At 39.3% G+C, this 19,156-nt stretch carries 19 protein-coding genes and 1 pseudogene; 19 read left to right on the forward strand and 1 reads right to left on the reverse strand.

Annotated elements, in window-relative coordinates; all coding sequences use genetic code 11:
- Positions 1–13 precede the first annotated feature (13 nt).
- The 16 genes and pseudogenes from fliD to ACQW03_RS13950 all read left to right on the forward strand — a co-directional run bounded on the left by fliD (position 14) and on the right by ACQW03_RS13950 (position 15,928).
- On the forward strand, positions 14–1,483 hold the full coding sequence (gene fliD / locus ACQW03_RS13875; RefSeq protein ID WP_441950206.1) for a flagellar filament capping protein FliD: 1,470 nt from the start codon (positions 14–16) through the stop codon (positions 1,481–1,483).
- 14 nt (positions 1,484–1,497) lie between these two features.
- Positions 1,498–1,881 (forward strand): flagellar export chaperone FliS, encoded by a 384-nt coding sequence (fliS, locus tag ACQW03_RS13880; RefSeq protein ID WP_028542149.1) that lies wholly within the window; start codon positions 1,498–1,500, stop codon positions 1,879–1,881.
- The gene (locus ACQW03_RS13885) at positions 1,881–2,225 is read left to right on the forward strand and encodes a hypothetical protein (protein WP_104497784.1); all 345 of its coding nucleotides are present in this window, start codon (positions 1,881–1,883) and stop codon (positions 2,223–2,225) included. Before fliS ends, ACQW03_RS13885 begins: the two co-directional genes overlap by 1 nt.
- A 454-nt stretch (positions 2,226–2,679) precedes the next feature.
- Positions 2,680–4,161 (forward strand): motility associated factor glycosyltransferase family protein, encoded by a 1,482-nt coding sequence (locus ACQW03_RS13890; RefSeq protein ID WP_441950208.1) that lies wholly within the window; start codon positions 2,680–2,682, stop codon positions 4,159–4,161.
- A 29-nt stretch (positions 4,162–4,190) separates the two neighbouring features.
- Positions 4,191–5,210, forward strand: a complete 1,020-nt coding sequence (locus ACQW03_RS13895) for a UDP-N-acetylglucosamine 4,6-dehydratase family protein (RefSeq protein ID WP_104497786.1) — start codon at positions 4,191–4,193, stop codon at positions 5,208–5,210.
- Positions 5,207–5,926 carry an acylneuraminate cytidylyltransferase family protein gene (locus ACQW03_RS13900; protein WP_252508941.1) on the forward strand — a complete coding sequence of 240 codons (720 nt, stop codon included), beginning with the start codon at positions 5,207–5,209 and terminating at the stop codon, positions 5,924–5,926. Before ACQW03_RS13895 ends, ACQW03_RS13900 begins: the two co-directional genes overlap by 4 nt.
- A gap of 16 nt (positions 5,927–5,942) precedes the next feature.
- Positions 5,943–6,971: an N-acetylneuraminate synthase gene (neuB, locus tag ACQW03_RS13905; RefSeq protein WP_104497787.1), complete on the forward strand. Its 1,029-nt coding sequence runs from the start codon at positions 5,943–5,945 to the stop codon at positions 6,969–6,971.
- Positions 6,968–8,107, forward strand: coding sequence for a UDP-N-acetylglucosamine 2-epimerase (gene neuC, locus ACQW03_RS13910; protein ID WP_025722101.1), 1,140 nt, complete (start codon positions 6,968–6,970; stop codon positions 8,105–8,107). The genes neuB and neuC overlap by 4 nt, the downstream gene beginning before the upstream one ends.
- A gap of 12 nt (positions 8,108–8,119) precedes the next feature.
- Positions 8,120–8,746 (forward strand): acetyltransferase, encoded by a 627-nt coding sequence (locus tag ACQW03_RS13915; protein WP_441950212.1) that lies wholly within the window; start codon positions 8,120–8,122, stop codon positions 8,744–8,746.
- Positions 8,747–8,765: 19 nt separating this feature from the next.
- Positions 8,766–9,911 carry a DegT/DnrJ/EryC1/StrS family aminotransferase gene (locus ACQW03_RS13920; RefSeq protein WP_104497789.1) on the forward strand — a complete coding sequence of 382 codons (1,146 nt, stop codon included), beginning with the start codon at positions 8,766–8,768 and terminating at the stop codon, positions 9,909–9,911.
- 100 nt (positions 9,912–10,011) lie between these two features.
- Positions 10,012–10,857: a TylF/MycF/NovP-related O-methyltransferase gene (locus ACQW03_RS13925; protein ID WP_104497790.1), complete on the forward strand. Its 846-nt coding sequence runs from the start codon at positions 10,012–10,014 to the stop codon at positions 10,855–10,857.
- Between the two features lie 31 nt (positions 10,858–10,888).
- The gene (locus ACQW03_RS13930) at positions 10,889–12,556 is read left to right on the forward strand and encodes an HAD-IIIC family phosphatase (RefSeq protein WP_104497791.1); all 1,668 of its coding nucleotides are present in this window, start codon (positions 10,889–10,891) and stop codon (positions 12,554–12,556) included.
- Entirely contained in the window at positions 12,544–12,786 is a 243-nt protein-coding gene (locus tag ACQW03_RS13935) for an acyl carrier protein (RefSeq protein ID WP_252508942.1), read from the forward strand. Before ACQW03_RS13930 ends, ACQW03_RS13935 begins: the two co-directional genes overlap by 13 nt.
- A 57-nt stretch (positions 12,787–12,843) precedes the next feature.
- The gene (locus ACQW03_RS13940) at positions 12,844–13,986 is read left to right on the forward strand and encodes a GNAT family N-acetyltransferase (RefSeq protein WP_104497793.1); all 1,143 of its coding nucleotides are present in this window, start codon (positions 12,844–12,846) and stop codon (positions 13,984–13,986) included.
- Between the two features lie 2 nt (positions 13,987–13,988).
- Positions 13,989–14,888 carry a polysaccharide deacetylase family protein gene (locus ACQW03_RS13945; protein ID WP_104497794.1) on the forward strand — a complete coding sequence of 300 codons (900 nt, stop codon included), beginning with the start codon at positions 13,989–13,991 and terminating at the stop codon, positions 14,886–14,888.
- 702 nt (positions 14,889–15,590) lie between these two features.
- Positions 15,591–15,928 (forward strand): annotated as a pseudogene (locus ACQW03_RS13950) (aminotransferase class I/II-fold pyridoxal phosphate-dependent enzyme).
- 124 nt (positions 15,929–16,052) lie between these two features.
- On the opposite strand, the gene ACQW03_RS13955 reads toward ACQW03_RS13950, so the two are convergent.
- Positions 16,053–16,916 (reverse strand): hypothetical protein, encoded by an 864-nt coding sequence (locus ACQW03_RS13955; RefSeq protein WP_220030311.1) that lies wholly within the window; start codon positions 16,914–16,916, stop codon positions 16,053–16,055.
- A 257-nt stretch (positions 16,917–17,173) separates the two neighbouring features.
- Here ACQW03_RS13955 and ACQW03_RS13960 point away from each other — a divergent pair, with 257 nt between their 5' ends.
- The 3 genes from ACQW03_RS13960 to ACQW03_RS13970 all read left to right on the forward strand — a co-directional run bounded on the left by ACQW03_RS13960 (position 17,174) and on the right by ACQW03_RS13970 (position 19,035).
- Positions 17,174–17,329, forward strand: a complete 156-nt coding sequence (locus ACQW03_RS13960; protein WP_181127318.1) for a hypothetical protein — start codon at positions 17,174–17,176, stop codon at positions 17,327–17,329.
- A gap of 474 nt (positions 17,330–17,803) precedes the next feature.
- Positions 17,804–18,577 carry a hypothetical protein gene (locus ACQW03_RS13965; protein ID WP_441950217.1) on the forward strand — a complete coding sequence of 258 codons (774 nt, stop codon included), beginning with the start codon at positions 17,804–17,806 and terminating at the stop codon, positions 18,575–18,577.
- Positions 18,578–18,837: 260 nt separating this feature from the next.
- Positions 18,838–19,035: a cold shock domain-containing protein gene (locus tag ACQW03_RS13970; RefSeq protein ID WP_013312263.1), complete on the forward strand. Its 198-nt coding sequence runs from the start codon at positions 18,838–18,840 to the stop codon at positions 19,033–19,035.
- The last annotated feature ends 121 nt before the right edge of the window (positions 19,036–19,156 follow it).

Below are 19,156 nucleotides of genomic sequence, written 5' to 3' on the forward strand. Positions count from 1 at the left end.
GGGATATACAATTATGGTAACTAGAATAAGTGGCCTAGCTTCAGGTATGGATATTGATTCAATGGTCAAAAAGCTGATGACAGCTGAGCGTGTACCGCTCGACAAAATGAATCAGCAAAAACAATTGATGGAATGGAAAAGGGAAAATTATCGCGAAAGCAGCACTAAGATAGTTTCATTTCAAGATAAAATGACTACATTAAGCCGCACCGCTGCAATAAATCCGCAGAAAGTTACAGTAACTGGTAATAGTGATGCGCTATCTGCAACGGCTTCTTCGTTGGCTAGTGGAGTGTTGGATATTTCGGTGACGAGCTTGGCCACTGCGGCAAGATCAGTCTCGAACAGTACATGGACTGAAAAGGCCAGTACTGAATTGGCATTCGCAGATGGGGCAGCTCGCACGGTCCAGGTTGGTAGTTCTACCATTAATGTGGATGCGAATGAAACCATTGAATCGTTTGTCAAAAAGATCAACGATAACAGTAAGACAGGAGTAACTGCCCTATATGATGCTAAATCCGGTTTGTCATTAACAAGTAAGACCACCGGTTCGCAAACATTCAATATTGATTCTCAAATTAGTAGTGAATTTAAACTATCTTCAACGAACGGAACCGATGCTGTATTAAAGGTAAATGGGTTAGACGTAACAAAGTCTTCCAATAACTTTACAATAAATGGTGTTGATATTACACTTAAGACAGCAGGCGGTGCTGCAACACGAATAGAAGCTACCAAAGATACGGATAAGATCGTCGAAAATATTCAAAGCTTTGTCGATGCGTATAATGATGTTCTTGCCACACTCAATAGCAAGGTTAGTGAGGAGAGATATAAAAAATACGCTCCGCTTACAACGGAACAAAAAGCGGATATGAGTGATGATGAAGTCAAGCTATGGACAACGAAAGCCAAGAGCGGCATGCTTAGAAACGATCCTATCCTGCAGGATACATTATCTGAAATGCGTAATGCTATGATCCAAGGTGTAGATATCGGTAGAGTTGACGCGGATGGTAAGAATAAGCCCTTAATGATGTCTGAGCTAGGAATCACTACGGGTACGTATGATACCAAGGGCAAGCTTATTCTAGATGCAGACAAATTGCGCGCAGCAGTAGAAAAAGACCCAGATGTTATCTCGAATTTTTTTGGGAAACAGGATCCAAGCACGGCGTTAACTAATAAATATACACAACAAGACGGTATTCTTGCTAAACTAAAGAAAATTTCGAATGCATCACTTCAAAGGATGGCGGATACTGCGGGTACATCCAAGGTTAGCTCTGATCTAACCGCTTCATTTCTTTCTACGAGCTCAATGGGAGAGCAATTATTGAGCCTAGACCGCCGGATCAGTGACATGACAAGTCGTCTAACGATGATTGAAACCAATTATTTTAAAAAATTTACCGCGATGGAAACATCCATTAACAGATATAATAGCACATCTTCCAGTCTTACAAGTATGTTGTCATAAAGGAGGTTTTATAATTGATCAATACACCCTATCAGAAATACCGGCAGACACAAGCGCAAACTGCATCCAAGCCTAAACTGCTGATTATGTTATACGATGGGGCTATTCGTTTCGTTCGTGCGGGGATTGAGGGAATAGAGAATAAGGATAACGAGAAAGCAAATAATAATTTGTGTAAAGCGCAAGCGATTGTACACGAGCTGATATCTGCGTTAAATTTTGAGTATCCAATATCCCATGACTTATTGCGAGTGTATGAATATATGCTGCATGAGCTGATCGAGGCGAATGTCCACAAAATAGCCTCTCCGGCACAAGAGGTGCTGGAACATTTGACTGACCTACGGGAAGCTTGGTTGGAAGCCATGAAAATGCCTGGTGTAGTTGGTAGTGTGTGATGGCAGATCCTAATATACAAGTACTCCTTGAAGAGTTGCAACATAGGACAGAAGCAGTATTATCTAACCTTCTAAATTTAAGTGAAGAAGAATTCGAACAGTTTGCTGATCAAAGACAGCGCATTGTAGAACAGATGCAGCCCTATCAGCCATCGTTAACGGAAAATGATAAACAGAAAATTCGTGGCATACTAAGTAATGATTCTGTAATTTTGCAGCGTATGCATGTACTAAAGGATGAGGCTGGCCACTGGATGGAGAAACGCGGAGCCATTCGTGTGCAGCAGCATGCATACCAGCAGGCTTATTCTGTAGACAGTTTGTTTATTGATCATCGCAAATAAAAAATGCTTTATGGAGCGTACCCCCTATTCGATTTGAATGGGGGTATTTTTGTAAAAAGGTTCATTCCATTAAGAGTAAATCCGATATACTAATTAACAAATATTAATGTGAAACGGTGGTATTACCTTGTCTCAACTACAAATAAACCATACAATTCTAGAGCAAAGGTTTCCTCATGTTGCAACCAAAATAAATAGTTTGCCGAATGATGACTTATCTATACCTTTGTTTACTGAGTCCTTTGAAAGGGATATCGCTTGGCTCAATGCTGTTGATGGAGCTATTGGAAATGGAAAGATCATTTTTGTATATGGGTTTGAAAGGGGGCTCAGTATTGCTGATCTCCTCGAATTGTATCCGAATCATTGGTTGTTTGTGTACGAGCCGGATGAGCAGCTGTTTCGAAAAGCTGTGACAGAGTATGATCTCAGTCTTTTGTTGGGACATCCCAATTTGTATTGGCTATCCGTTGGTGATTCTCAGCTCAATATGATGTTTCATATGTTAAGTAGTTATATGATAGAAGATTTGGTGTTTATCGCACTGCGTAAGTATTTATCAGACGATATGGATATGTTACGTGAAGTAAAAAAGAAATTTCAGGATTATCATCAGACCTTTTTGGTAGATAAATATACAGAGAATCGTTTTCGAGAAGAATGGACTCGGAATTTTCTATATCATCTATCTGATGTACTATACACTCCTTCCATTGAGCGGCTTTTTTATGCTCTTGAGGGTGCAACGGTGGTGGTTGTATCATCGGGACCATCGTTACAGGAGGATATCGAATGGCTGAAAAAATTGCGTCCTCATGTACTGATTATTTCAGCAGGCTCCAGCATTCAGGCTTTAGTAAAGCATGGAGTACGGCCTCACCTTGCTGTCATTATGGATGGACATCCAGTCAATAAGAAGATCTTTGCTTCTTCTGTAACAAGGGAACAACCTTTATTGTTTACCTCTTCATCTTATTATGAGATTTCCGATCAGAACTGCGCAGAAAAAATTCATAGTATTATGAAAAGTGATGATGTATCCCAGTATTTCTTTGGACTCAGTCAAGAGGAACTCTTTATCTCCCCTACAGAAACAGTTGCAGGAACGGCTATTCAAGCAGCAGCCTGTCTGGGGGCCAAACGGATCATCCTTGCAGGCCAGGATTTGTCGTTCCCTGATAACAAATTTTACGCAGATGGAATTGAACATTTTGCAACTGAAACTACAGATAAGAAAGTACAGGAGGCACCTAAAAAAGTGCTAAATGTAAAGGGGACGTACAACACTACAGACGGAAGTTTCTCCCTGATGAAGGATGGACTCGAAAATCTCATTACGGCACTTCCGAAAATCGAATTCGTCAATTCAAGCCGCAATGGTGCAGTGATTGAGGGTGCTCCTTTCAAGCCCATGGAAGAGATCTTTGAATGGTTGGCTTCAGAAACTGTTGCCCCTGATGCAATTGCCGATTTGATAAATGAAAAAAATATTGCTGTTGATATGAATAAGGTGCAGGATGTCAGAGACAAGCTGATAGCGACGCGTGAGGATCTTTCCAATGTACGCTCTGAGATTGCAGCTATTCACAAGCTTATGAATAAGCTACGCGAGTTTAGCCGGACTAAACCAGCAAAGGCTCAAAATATGATGGAATCCATAGAGCAGATGTGGGGGCTAATAGCTAACAGAACATGGTTCTCACCTATATTTGAGTCTATCATGCCTATCGAAGTTGCTCGTTTTGATCAGGTGCTTCCTGTCATTGTGACAGAACATCAGTTGACTCGTAAGTCTGATTTAATCTACGAGCACGTTAGTAAGATTTTAAAGGATATTACAACACAAATTCCGATACTCGAAGAAATGTTTTCGGAATCGGTTCGCCGTTTAGATAAAAAAATAGATAGCGATGCAGTGATCGATAAAGATATATAAATTAATCGTTTTACACTCCGGAGGTCATTATGTTTACCAACAAGATTGTACTGGTTACGGGCGGCACAGGTTCGATTGGAAGCGAAATTGTACGTAATATTTTATCGTATAACCCTAAAGCCTTACGGATTTTTAGCAGGGATGAGAGCAAGCAGTTTGATCTGCAGCAGGAATTAAAAGAATATACGAATATCCGTTATCTGATCGGTGATATCAGGGACAAGCAAAGATTGAGTTATGCTATGGAGGATGTGGATTATATTTTTCATGCTGCTGCTCTCAAACATGTGCCAGCATGCGAGTATAACCCTATGGAAGCAGTGAAAACGAATGTTATTGGTGTACAAAATCTGATAGAGACGGCTATTGAGCATAATGTAGAAAAAGTAGTAGCCATCAGCACAGATAAAGTGGTAAATCCAACGAATACGATGGGAGCTACGAAGCTGCTATCAGAACGTTTAATTTCTGCCGCCAACTTGTATAAAGGGAGCAAACGTACCATCTTTTCTTGTGTCCGCTTTGGAAATGTTATGGGATCCAGGGGCTCTGTTATTCCTTTATTCCGTGATCAGATTGCTAAAGGGACACCGGTGACGGTTACACATGCAGAGATGACTCGGTTTATGATGTCTATTCCTCAAGCCGCTCAATTGGTCATAGATGCGGCGCACTATTCGCAAGGCGGAGAAGTATTTGTACTGAAAATGCCGATTCTCAAGATTACGGACTTGGCCCAATGCTTGGTTGATTCGTATGAAGAGGCAGTTGGTAAGCCCTATCGTGGAGAAATCATTGAGACCGGAATCAGGCCGGGTGAGAAGCTATATGAGGAATTAATGACGCTTGAGGAATCGGAAAGAGCGTTGGAGAATGGACAAATGTATATCATTCCTTCGTTATTTCATACAGCAGAGCAAGAATATGAAGGTTTTCAAAGGGCAATTCGTCAAGAATATTCTTCGATGACTGCACCACAGATTTTCCCGAAAGCCATTCGGGAGCTTATTGAACAGAACGGATTGGGCTTCACAAAAGGTATTGTATGATGAGCAATCACCAATGTTTGGCTATTATTCCTGCGCGGGGTGGATCAAAAGGTTTACCCGGTAAAAACATAAGATTGTTACATGATAAACCGCTCATTCAATATAGCATTGAAGCTGCACTAAATAGTGGTTGTGTGGACGAAGTTATAGTTTCAACGGATTGTAAAGAGATTGCTCGTGTGTCGGGCCAAGCCGGAGCGGCTGTTCCGTTTATAAGGCCCGATGAACTAGCTACCGATGAGGCCAAAAGCATTGATGTATTGAAGCATGCAGTTGAATTTTATGAGCAGACGCAAAATCAATTTTTTGATGTTATTATGCTGCTGCAGCCCACATCTCCACTGCGAAATGCTATGGACATTAAAGAAGCATATAAAATATTTTTAGATCATCAGGCTGATTCACTTCAAAGTGTCACTTTGTCTGGAGTGCAACCCTATCTACTAAGGGAAATGGATAACGGTCGGCTTACGCCCTACCTGAAAGGTGAACGGGAGCATTTGAGGAGACAAGACCTGAAAGAACTACATGCTCTAAACGGAGCCATCTATATCGTAAAAAGAGATCTGTTGATGAATAGTGACACTCTGGTTGGTCCTAATAATTGTGGCTACATTATGCCTAAAGAACGATCTATTGACATAGATGACGAGTTTGATTTAAAAATGGCAGAGTATTTTTGGAGAGAATCCAATCACAAGGAATCCTTGCAGTAGGAGTGAGGAATATAACATGCAAAACTTCTTATCAAATAATGAAAACCACCCTATCTATATTATCGCGGAGGTAGGAGTCAATCATAACGGATCATTGGAGCTTGCATTCGAGTGTATTGATCAAGCGATTTTAAGTGGTGCCGATGCAGTGAAATTCCAAACCTTTAAAAGCGAAAAGCTGGTAACCAAGTACGCCCAGAAGGCTAATTATCAGACAGAAAATACCAATTCAGCTGAAAGCCAATTAGATATGTTAAAACAGTTGGAATTGAGCTTTGAGGATTTTGTTCTTTTGAAAAGGTACTGTGAGGATAAAGGGATAGGGTTCCTTTCCACACCCTTTGATGAAGAAAGTGCTGAGTTTCTGAATTCAATTCATATTGACGCATTCAAGGTTGGGTCAGGAGATATGAACAATATCCCCTTTCTTCAGAAACTTGATAGCTATGGGCGTCCGATTATTCTATCAACCGGGATGTCTAATTTAGATGAAATTGGAGAATCGTTACAAGCATTTAAAAAGAGTGAAGTACTATTACTACACTGTACTTCTGACTATCCGGCGCCTTTAGAAGATGTGAATCTGCTAGCTATGAAGACAATATCTACAGCCTTTAATAAGGTCACAGGTTACTCAGATCATACGGCTGGAATTGAGATCGCTGTAGCTGCTTCAGCACTGGGAGCTAGAATTATTGAAAAGCATTTTACATTGGATCGAAATCTTCCAGGTCCTGACCATAAGGCTTCACTGGAGCCTGCTGATTTCTCAAAAATGGTTCTCGCGATTCGTAATGTGGAGCAGGCCCTAGGGGATGGTGTTAAAAGGTGTATGCCTTCCGAGGAAAGTACCAGAGCCGTTGCAAGAAAAAGTATTGTGATGGCAACACCTAAAAAAACAGGCCAGTTGCTAACACTAGAAGATCTAGTTATCAAGCGTCCGGGTACTGGAATAGAGCCTAAATATATTGATGACTTGGTTGGTAAGCAGCTTTTAAAGAATGTACATGAAGATTATTTGTTATCATGGGATGATGTGCAATGAAAAAAGTATTGGTGATTACCGGAACACGAGCTGATTATGGGATATATTACCCGGTTTTGCGGGCTCTTGAGGAAGAACATGCTCTGGAGCTCCACCTGTTGGTTACAGGAATGCATTTATCTCCACAGCATGGGTATACATTGGACGCTATCCAAAAGGACGGATTTCGTGTATCTGCTAAGGTAGACTGTCTGCTGCAAGGATCTACTCATGCTAATATGTCTCGCTCTATTGGAATAGCAATCATGGGCATGACACAAGCCGTAGAGGCTTTGGAACCAGATTTCGTTGTTGTATTAGGAGATCGGGGAGAAATGCTTGCAGCTGCGATTGTGTCCTCTCACATGAACATTCCGCTTGTTCATTTGCATGGTGGAGAAGTCTCCGGCACGATTGATGAGTCTGTACGGCATGCGATTAGTAAGTTGGCCCACATTCACTTTGTGGCTACAAATGGAAGCAGAGAGCGCCTAATTAGGCTTGGCGAAGAACCTTGGAGAATTCATGTAGTCGGTGCTCCGAGAATTGAAACCATGATGAACACTTCCCTGCCTGAGCTAGAGAGGACGAAACGTAAATACGATCTGAATATAGATAACGATTATGTGCTGTTTGCTTATCATCCTGTCACCACGGAAGAAGCGGATATGCACATCCTTGGTAAGATGATGGAAGTTCTCTTGGCTGGTGAGAATGAGGTAATTTGTGTGATGCCCAATTCGGATGCTGGAGCTGATGCGATCGTTGATGTATATAATCGTTTTGCTGCAAGAAAAGGGATGCACCTTGTAACTAGTTTTGAGCAACTTGATTATCTGACGATGTTGAAAAATGCAAAGATTTTAATTGGAAATTCTTCATCGGGGATTATTGAGGCTGCTTCCTTTCATGTTCCAGTCATTAATATCGGAACTCGCCAGACAGGCAGAGAGCGTTCTGTGAACACAATAGATATTGCAGATGACGAGCTCGAATTGACTTCTGCAATGGAGTACGCAATGTCTGAGCCTTTCCAACAAATTGTTAAAGCAGCCGACAATATTTACAGTAGAGATAACACAAGCTCTCGTATCGTAGATATATTGAACCGAACATCCAAGTCAGAGCAGCTTATTCAAAAGACCATTACCTATTAAGGAGGATCGGCCTTGAGCTATATTGTTTTTGGAGCAGGAGGACATGCCAAGGTTATTGTGGATATTTTACGGTCCTGTGGTGAAGAAATCATTGGTATTCTGGATGACCATTGTAAAGAAATAGCATGGAACGGATTGCCGATCTTGGGGGGCCGTAATCAGATTGCTCAACTATTATCTCTGTATCCAGAGGCGCTGTTCGTTGTGGCAATCGGAGATAATACAACCAGAAGGAAGATTGTAAGTCAATTAAAAGTTGCTTCAGTCCAATTTGGTACTGCTGTTCACCCAAGCGCTGTAGTCGCACCCAGCGCATTCATTAGCGAGGGGACGGTTGTCATGGCTAATGCTGTAATTAACGCTGACGCGTACGTTGGAGAGCATGTCATTGTTAATACGGCGGCTACTATAGATCATGATTGCCGAATAGAAGACTTCGTGCATATTTCCCCAGGTGTACATATGGCAGGTGGAGTTCAGATCGGGTGTTGTGCTCATATCGGAATAGGTGCAAGTCTTATACCTGGTGTTCGTGTAGGGTGCGATACCATCGTTGGTGCTGCTTCTTGTGTCATCCGCGATTTGCCAGAGAACGTCATAGCTGTGGGTTGTCCGGCCAAAGTAATAAAAAACCTATAAGGATAAGGGATGAAACAAAATGTCCAATCGAGATAGAATTTATTTATCTTCACCGCATATGGGCGGGCTTGAACAACAATATATCGCAGAGGCCTTTGAAACGAATTGGATTGCTCCACTAGGTAAAAATGTAGACGCTTTTGAATCAGAGGTGGCAAATTACTTAGGATGTGGAGGCGCAGTTGCCCTAAGTTCTGGAACAGCAGCGATTCACTTGTCTTTAATATTGCTTGGTGTGGAGAAGGATGATATTGTTTTTTGTTCTTCTCTTACCTTTGTTGCCAGTGCTAATCCGATCTTATATCAAGGTGCAATTCCTGTCTTTATCGATTCGGAACCAGACAGTTGGAATATGTCCCCTGAGGCACTAGAGCGAGCATTCAAGACTTATGCAGATAAGGGGAAGAAACCTAAAGCTGTAGTTATAGTCAATTTGTACGGGCAGAGTGCAGACTACGATCGCTTGAAGAAAATATGTGATGATTACGAGGTACCAATTGTAGAAGATGCTGCGGAATCACTCGGAGCAACTTACGGCAAGCAAATGAGTGGAACGCTTGGGAAATTCGGCATTCTTTCATTTAATGGAAATAAAATTATTACTACTTCAGGTGGGGGCATGCTGGTTTCAGATGATTTAGAAGCACTAAGTAGAGCGCGACATTACGCAACTCAGGCGAGGGAAAAGGCGATACATTATCAGCATGAGGATGTAGGCTTCAATTATCGTCTTAGTAATGTTCTGGCTGGTATAGGAAGAGGGCAGCTTCGTGTGTTGGACGAACGCATTCAACAGAAACGAGAAATTTTTGAAAAGTATAGCTATGAGCTATCAGGAATTGATGGAATACAATTTATGCCAGAAAAGAGTTTTGGTAAGTCTACTCGATGGTTGACAACAATGATAATAGACCCTGAGATTATTGGTACAAGCGTTAGTGATTTAATAGGTTATTTAGGAAAAGATAATATTGAATCTCGACCAGTATGGAAGCCGCTTCATCTGCAACCACTCTTTAAAGATGCCGTATATTTTGCTCATGAAGGTGGCTTGGATATTAGCAAAATATTATTTGAAAAAGGAGTTTGCTTGCCCTCTGGAACAAATATGTCGGTGGATGAGCAGAGCTTTGTTATTAATCAAATGAAGGCTTTTTTTCGATGAATATAATATTGAACTCAATTAGCACAGCTATGTTTTGCATAAAAAGAGCATTTATTCAGTCATTATGTTTATGATGCTTATTTCGGGAGAGGTGTAGAATTTGATTGATAAAGCAAAGGTAGTTATTTTTGGTGCAGGTGACGGAGGACTTCGTGTTCATTATCTATTAAGTGATGAATTCGAGGTTATCGCATTTGCAGACAATGATGTATCTAAACAAGGCTCGAAATTTTTGTCCAAACCGGTCGTTGCTCCTAATGAAATTTGTAAGCTTGTATTCGATTATGTAATTATAGCGAATATTCATGGAGAATCAGTGTACAAGCAGCTCACTGAAGAGTTGTCGATTGAAAAGGAAAAAATTATTGACTATTTTATGAGTTTAAAATTTGATACTAGGCTGGCTCTATTACGGCAAATTGCTGATGAAATAAATGAGTGCGAAGTAAAGGGAAGTGTAGCAGAGCTCGGTGTGTTTAAGGGGGAATTTTCTAAGTATATTAACCGGGTTTTTCCTGATCGTCAATTATATTTATTTGATACCTTTAGCGGTTTTGATCAAAAGGATATTGATAACGAGAATAAAGGGGATTTTTCAAACTCGGTTGCAGGAGAATTTTGCAATTCGGATGTGGACTTAGTACTGAATAAAATGATGTATAAAGAAAATTGTATTGTGAAAAAAGGGTATTTTCCAGAATCAGCAAGTGACGTGAATGAAACTTTTGCATTTGTTAGTTTGGATGTTGATTTGTATCAGCCTATTCTCGAAGGATTAAAATTTTTCTATCCTAAGATGTCAGATGGGGGATATATTATAATCCATGACTACAACAGTACTCGATTTCATGGTGTAAAACAGGCGGTTAGAGAGTATTGTAGAGAACATGGTGTTAAGTACACGCCTATAAGTGACTTATGTGGTAGTGTCGCCATTATGAAGTAAGTTGAACCTTGATTTATGGGGGAGAAAATAAATGAGAAAAAATAAACTATTAATCCTCTCTGATTCTAATCTAAATCCGATGGTTCGTTTTCTAGAGGGATCTTTTCAAGATTTGACTTTAGAAGTGACAGAAGCTCCTTATAATCAAGTAAATCAGGTTCTTATGAATTCTGATCACTCCGTATGGTCGGAAAAAAAGGATATGTTGCTTTTATGGACAAGTCCTGAGAAAGTAATTCCTTCTTTTAATAAACTGCTGGAATATAAGGAAGTTAATATCGGTGATGTTCTTAATGAAGTCGATCAATTTTGTGAGCTTATTATCAGAGCTGAGGGAAAAGCAAAACATATTTTTGTTGTGTCTTGGTCCCTCCCACCTCATTACCGTTGGATACAATCGATGACATTAAAGCACAATGTAGGATTAAGCAATGTACTTATGCAAATGAATCTACGTCTTTCAGAACGACTACAAGAGCACGAGCATGTTATCATTCTTGATTCTAGCTATTGGTATGCAGCAATCCAGCAAAAAAGCTACGATGCTAAAATGTATGCACTTGGGAAAATTCAGTTCTCTCGCGATTTTTTTCTCTTTGTATCCAATGAGCTAAAATCAATCATTAGTGGTCTATACGGACAAAGTAAAAAGTTAATTATCTGTGATCTGGATAATACACTCTGGGGTGGCGTGATTGGTGACGATGGCATTGACAACATCAAACTGGGGGGGATTGATCCCGTCGGTGAGAGTTTCAAGCTTTTTCAGCAAGAATTGTACAGCTTGAGTAACCGAGGTGTCATTCTGGCTATTTGCAGTAAAAACAGCGAACCGATAGCACTAGAAATGATAGAACAGCATCCAGAAATGATTCTGAGAAAAAAGGACTTTTCTTCAATTCGAATCAACTGGAACGACAAGGCAGCCAATGTAGTTGAAATTGTAAAAGAACTCAATCTAGGTCTGCAATCTGTTGTGTTTTTGGATGATAATCCATCTGAAAGAGATCGTATCAAGCAAGCTCTTCCTGAAATATATGTACCTGATCTACCTGTAGATGTAACCCAATATCCTGTTTTTATTAGCCAACTGGATTGTTTTGAGACTCCTGCTATAACGTTGGAGGATCGTAAACGAACAGACTGGTTCAAACAGGAGCAAGAACGGGAGTCGATAAAGTTAAACGTAGGGTCATTGGAAGAGTGGCTTCACTCACTTGAAATTAAGCTGACTCCACATAAATTGAATAAAATATTGCTAACACGTGCTGTCCAGTTAATGAATAAAACGAATCAGTTTAACATGGCGACCCGCAGGTTTACGATTGAAGAGTATTGGTCCTGGAGTGAACTACCGAATAATCATGCAATCTTATTTGAGGTGGAAGACAAGTTTGGAAATGCAGGTTATACAGGACTGATTTCGGTTTCATGTGATGATGAAGGTCAGGCTGAAATCCATGATTTTGTTATGAGTTGTCGTGTCATGGGCAAAGGGATTGAGGAAGCAATGCTTTATTTAGTTATCAAGCATTTTTCCCCCCATAATATTAAGGCTACGTATATAAAAACAGAAAAGAATAACCCTTTTTACGACTTTATTTCAAAGAAGTATAGGGATGTATCTAAAAACAATGAATTAGATCTAGGAGAGATATTCTTACCTCATCATATCTTACTTAAGGAGTGCTCTTTTTGAATAAATTTGAGTTGGTTCAATCAATAATATCTAAAATTATGAATGTGTCTGTCGAAAAAGTGACGTTGGAATCGGTAAAAAGTGACTTTGAAAATTGGGATTCGCTCAATCAATTGAATTTAGTGATGGAACTTGAAGCTAATTTTAATGTGTCTATTCCCATTGATGAAATAGCTAATATAGATTCAGTGCAAAGCATTTTGCATATTTTGAATAATATTCATAATTGATATTTCCTTCGAAATGTTATGTAGAAAAAGATAACGCGTGAAAAGGAGGGAAAGCTATTGGAAATTGTAAAATATAAAGATTCTGATTATGAGTCGCTGGTTGCGTTTATGAGAATTAATTGGTCTCCAGAGCATGCTATCTATAATAAAGAATTATTTGATTGGCAGTATCGGATTGACGAGAATGGTTTATCGGAAAGTTTACTGCTGATCGACAATGGCTGTATTGAGGGATTCCTTGGGGTCATTCCTGGGGAGTATAGTTCTAACGGAGAACAATATAAAGGTATCAGTTTCGCCATGTGGATTGTATCAGAGAAGTACAGAAACAGTGGCTTGGGCATTATGCTTATGAAAGAAGCTGAAAAGTACAATTCGGTGTGCTTGACCTTAGGTTGTAATCTTCAAGTGGTACCTATGTATGAACGTATGCGGTATTCTTACTCAGATCATTTGAACCGTTACATCATTCCGCTTGACGCCAATGGTTATGTTAACCTACTAAATGATCCATTTGATCATTCGGATATTGGACAATGGATGTCAGGTGTTGAGGAAAGATTGATACATTCATACAGCCCAATACTCAATATTACGGGTGATGAGTTAGAGCAATTATACATTAAAAGTATTCAACATCGGTTCTCACTTTCACAATACCGTAGCGCCTCTTTTTGGGAATGGAGATATATAAATAGTGCGGGCTATAAGTATTTATTTTTCGGTGATTCTACTGCTGAAGGGATTGTAGTTGCACGTCTAGATCGAGTATATGCTCCAGAAGAGAGTATCCACGGCACAAAAGTGTTAAGGATTATAGAAATCATCCCAGCTAATGCGGATGTTTGGGAAGGAATAGCAGATCATCGCTTGATTGAGATGGTATCTGGGGTTTTGTCATGGGCTCGAGACCAAGGGTGTGTTGCGGCGGATTTTCAGTTAAGTTCAAATCGTTTAGAGCATGTTCTGGAATCCATCGGTTTTAAAAAACAAAATATAGACTACACGCCAAAGGAATGTGGATTGGCAGGCCTGTTCCAGCCTTTTCGTTATCGTGTTAATCCCATTAATTTTGTATGGAAAATTAAAAAAAATGAAGGTTACTTTCAAAATACGGAAGTGAATGACATATATCTTGTTAAAACTGACGGAGATATGGATCGTCCCAACATTTGGCCACTTCCTAAAGGGTGGAATTGATAATGGGTAATATTGCTGCGATGTACCACTATGTACGTGAGAAGAAGGGATGGGGTGGGATTGTTCCCATGCATCCCCATGACTTTGAAGAACAGCTAGATTTAATTAGCAAGACACATCGAATTATCTCGTTAGACGAGATTGATAAGTCCAACTCGGAACCATGGTGTGTACTAACGTTTGATGATGGTACAAAAGACCAATATACGTTTGCTTTTGACATCTTAAAAAGAAAAGGAATTCCTGCATATTTTACAATCATGTCTGGTCCACACCTCACAGGTAACGTTCCATTAGTTCATTTGGTACACACGGTGCTCTCCTTCAAATCCGATGAAGAGTTATGGGAATTATTGAGTGGGACATATGATACGAGCGGTGTGGAAGAGGAGAGCCAAATCTATAAGTATGAACAGAAAAAGCTCCGCAGATACAATAAATTTATGCTTAATTTTAAATTATCTGTTACGGAAGCAACTATCTTTCTCGAGTCTATTTTTCAGTCCTTGTTTCCCGATAAGCAAAAATTTATAAATGATTTTTATATAAGTACAGAAGAAATAGTTGAAATGAGCCAGGCAGGAATGACTATAGGTGTGCATGCTCATAATCATATTCCTTACAATGGCGATCCACAGGAATTTTATGATATTGAAATCGGCCCTTGTAAAGATTGGATGAAGAGTGTTTTAGGTATAAACCCGATCTGGTATACGCCTGCTTTTGGTGGTGGAGTTAACCAAAAGTTAATGTTGGACAAACTAACTCCTGTTCTAGTACAGAATGGATTTGTTGGTGCTTTCAGTACAAGAGAAGGGGGGATTTCTGACAACAGAGAGTTTTGGATGGATAGAATAGACTGTATACGTCTACCTCCTCTAGGGACATCATCGTATTTGTGAGTGATGTGAATAGGAACGAACTACTGTGTTTGTCCCTTGTTTTTTTATATCCTAATAAGAGTTGATATTGCATTTAAGCCGCTCTTTGTTTTGTCCATCTAAGGCTCAAATCTAAGCTCCGACCTAATTCTTTTTTAACAGAACTAGACGATCTATTGAAATGTAATGACCATACCCCGTGTGACGCTTATTTAAACACAGTTCGATCTGGAGGCGGTACTTCTGCTGCCATTGCTTTACGGCAAGGTCTACCCGTTTTTACATATGCTTTCGGAGATGTTGCTCACACGGCAGGAGAGTACTATCATATTAACAGTTTTGAATGTAAAGACATTTATAAAAAAATGGGGAAATCCTGTATTTAGGGGACGCGGAAAGATCTTTAGCAATAAACAGGACGGATGAAATTTTTTACAGTGAAAGTTATGAGACAGATTATAGAGACTGTGACTAAATCACCACACTTTTATTAAGCTACATAGGCATAGATTTTACCATATAATTTGCTGAAATGAGAGATGATAATGATAAATTTCAATGTACCGGCAATCGTAGGTAAAGAAGGAGAGTATGTTGAAAAGTCATTTTCTAGTGGACATCTTTCGGGAGATGGAGAATTTACGAGTTTATGTGCAAACTAGTTTGAAAGAACTTTTGATGTAAAAAACGTTAATAATGAATTCTTGCACACATGCTCTGGAGATGGCTGCTATTCTCTCGGATATCCAACAAGGTGATGAAGTTATCATGCCTTCTTATACATTCGTATCTACTGCCAATGCCTTTGTTTTAAGAGGAGCTAAGATTGTATCGTGGATATTCGACCTGATACCATGAATATTAATGAAGATCTTATAGAAAACGCGATCACAGATAAAACAAAAGCAATTGTCCCGGTGCATTATGCTGGACTAGCTTGTGACATGGATAAAATTTTAGATTTGGCGAATAGATACAATTTGGCAGTCGTAGAGGATGCAGCACAAGAAATTCTTAGGGATACAAAGGAAGGGGATTGTAGACTGCGGAGGAGTAGTTGAGAAAATAACGCCGGAATCTATTAGATTAATGGATCTTATTCTTCCGTAAGCAGTTTGAATTTAGAGTAGATGTGAAAAAGGACTCCGCTGGTATGTAACCCAGTACGGAGTCCTTTGTTGTTTATTATTTAGTTGAATACTCACTTACTTCAAACGTAAGGATTTTGTTGAAGATTACGTAGTCTTTACGGTTGCTGAATGGACCTTTGTTGTTATTGTGCTTATCAATGGCAAAGAATGAAGCACCTCTACCAGCATCTTTAGCGTCATACCAAGCGATGAAGGCATTCAATTCTTTTTTACTAAGATCGAATTCTTTATCAAATCCATTGTCCATGGTTACAGTCAGAATAGCTCGGTCGCCAGTTGGTTGTGCTGGTTCGGTTGGTTCAGTAGGTTCAGTAGGTTCAGACGGATCAGGATTAGGACTTGGTGTTGGTGTTGGATCAGGATTAGGCGTTGGATCTACAGGCACGGGGTCCACAGGAGTCGGGTTTATTAGATTGAATGGTTTTAAAGTTCCTTCAATGTCCACACCATAGAAGAAAATATAGTTGGTACCATTATTTTTCAATTCGAATGAGTGTTCACCTGGACTTAAATCCGTTTTTTCAAACATCATTTTCTTCTGATACACTTCAGGACCAGCAAAGTTAATTTTACCAACAACTTGACCGTCGATTATAACATCATTACTAGATGATCCAGATGACCATGTAGTGGATATATATCGGATTTTAGAACCAGTAAAATTAAATTTAATGCCTGTATCCTTATTGCCAATTGTAGAATTATAAGATTTTGAATATGAATCCAGCGTCCATTTTCCACCTAAATAGGTTATCTCACTTGAGTCGTGATTATATCTTGTCCAACCTTGTTCGGGTTGCTCTAATACTGACCCAATACTTGTAGCAGCAAAAGTGGGTGAAACGATAAATAATGCAAAAAACATGGAAAGTAAGAGTGGGATAAAAATCTTTTTCATTTATATTCTCCTTTGAGTTAATTTACTTACCAAGAATACAAAAGAACAAAAGGGATGTCTAAACATTAATGTCTATATATTCAAAATAAAGTTTAATAGTGGATTTAATTTTAGGACGTAATAAGGTCTGTCTTTGAATAACTGGCAGTTATTTATTATGTTGCGACAACATACGAAATACTTCGACATTTCTATCAATATAGTATAAAAGGGCTTAACTACTAATGGAGGTGTCGTATGGTAAGAGGATTTGTATAGTGGATACTAAAGTAACATTTGAGACTAGAATAGAAACTAATGCACAAAATAAAAGTTCTCTTGTATTAGCGACGGAACATGACTTTCCTGTTATACAAAATATGATGACTGGATTATTTGAAAATAGTAGATATTCTTGTTATCCACATATTTGATATAGAAAAAGTGGATGAGTTATATAAACTAAAGTAGGCCGATTGAACAACTAGTAGTTTCAACACAAGGTCGAAATTACGATGCATTGAATTTATATATAAAGTGCAGTTATAGAATTCAAAAAATGGAAAGTTGGTATTATTGGACGGGGAGAGAAGAGATGCAAGTGAAACTTCCTAGCTCCCCCAGATGACAGTGCTCTCTTTATATGATAAGAGTGCTGATCAGTGCTCGTTCATAGATTCAACGTAAGATCGTCTAAGACGAAATCTTAGAATAAAGAATAATTAAGTATGTTATAGAATTAGCACATCATCCATAGGAATTATTTTCAATCTATGAATAATTTTAAATATTCTGAGAAGGGATGATGTTTATGAAGTGGGGGAAATATGTTTCTGGAATTTTATTAGCCATTTTAGTTTTAAGCAGTATGTCAATAGCTCCAGCCTCAGTTGAGGCCAGCTCATCAAGTGCAACGGCGCATTTTGGCTCAGATCAAATCCAGTAATCCCAATTATAGATTTGACTTGTACTCGGTTGATTGGAGCACGGGAACAGCAAGTTTGACTGGTTTTGGAGGCAAGGCCTCTGAAGTGAAGTTTGCTACAGACTTAAAAGCAGGGGACTGGGGACTTCGTGTTACCTCCACAGGAACGGTAGGTGAAAGCTATAGTATCCACATGAATGCGGCCTCGCCAGCGGATACACCGATAAATGGTAAGGCGGCCAAGCTAACATCCTACTCCAACAATTTGTTATATACGGTCATTGAGTATCCAAATGGAGATATTAAGGTGAATGGGACCCAAATTGCCAATACAACGGTGGCGAACCCGAATTTGGAATGGTCAAGAGAATTTAACTTCTCTAGTGGTGGCAGTTATTCTTCAAGGAGCCATGATGTATCAGATGTTCGGGTTAAAAGCATCACTACGCCTGTGAAGTATACCTCAAATTATGCAAGCTCGGATAATGCTGTTCTGATTGTTCTAAATGCAGATACGCTTTTTACCTATTTTGAATCTGCATATAGTTCTGGCAATCCACCGTATCACAGTTCCTCTTTTGTTGACACCAGTGGCAGAACTACACCGAGACGCCTGGATTTTATTGATATGGCTGGAGATCCAGACATTCTTGTGTATGATCTCGATACAAAGAAAGTAATTGATTTTGTAAGTAACTTGAATTACTACTATGCAAAAGGAATTGAGCCCCAGCCAACGGTAGTTTACTATAATTAAGTAAAAAAGAAATAACAAAAAATTTCAAAGTTTTTTTCCTAGGAGTTTCAAACATTCACAAAGAGTTTACTATACTTGTATAGTAAACTCTTCGCTTAATATACCATTTCAATCTATAGAAATAGATTACTTTGTAAAATTGGAATAACTATGAATGAAAACATTATCAATTCCAATTGACAATGGATAACTTTGGGTGGTATAGTCGGAAATGTGGGCGAGAGCTTCACTTCATTTGATGACGAAGGGAATGTTAGTGCATGCAAGGTAAAGTAAAATGGTTTAACGCAGAAAAAGGTTATGGTTTCATTGAAACGTCTGACGGCGGCGACGTATTTGTACATTTTTCCGCAATTCAAACAGAAGGCTTCAAAACACTTGAAGAAGGACAAGACGTGGAGTTCGACATTGTCGAAGGCGCACGTGGACCACAAGCCGCTAACGTAACCAAATTATAATCATCCCCGGCATAGCCGACCTACATAATTGGTAAGATGGTTAGCAATGGATAACGCGCTAGCAACTGCCCTGGAAAATATTCCAGGGCTTTTTTATGTTTTCTAATTACATAAAAAAGCC

This window comes from Paenibacillus sp. DRB1-1 (genome assembly GCF_052119485.1).
Lineage (GTDB): Bacteria > Bacillota > Bacilli > Paenibacillales > Paenibacillaceae > Paenibacillus > Paenibacillus polymyxa_B.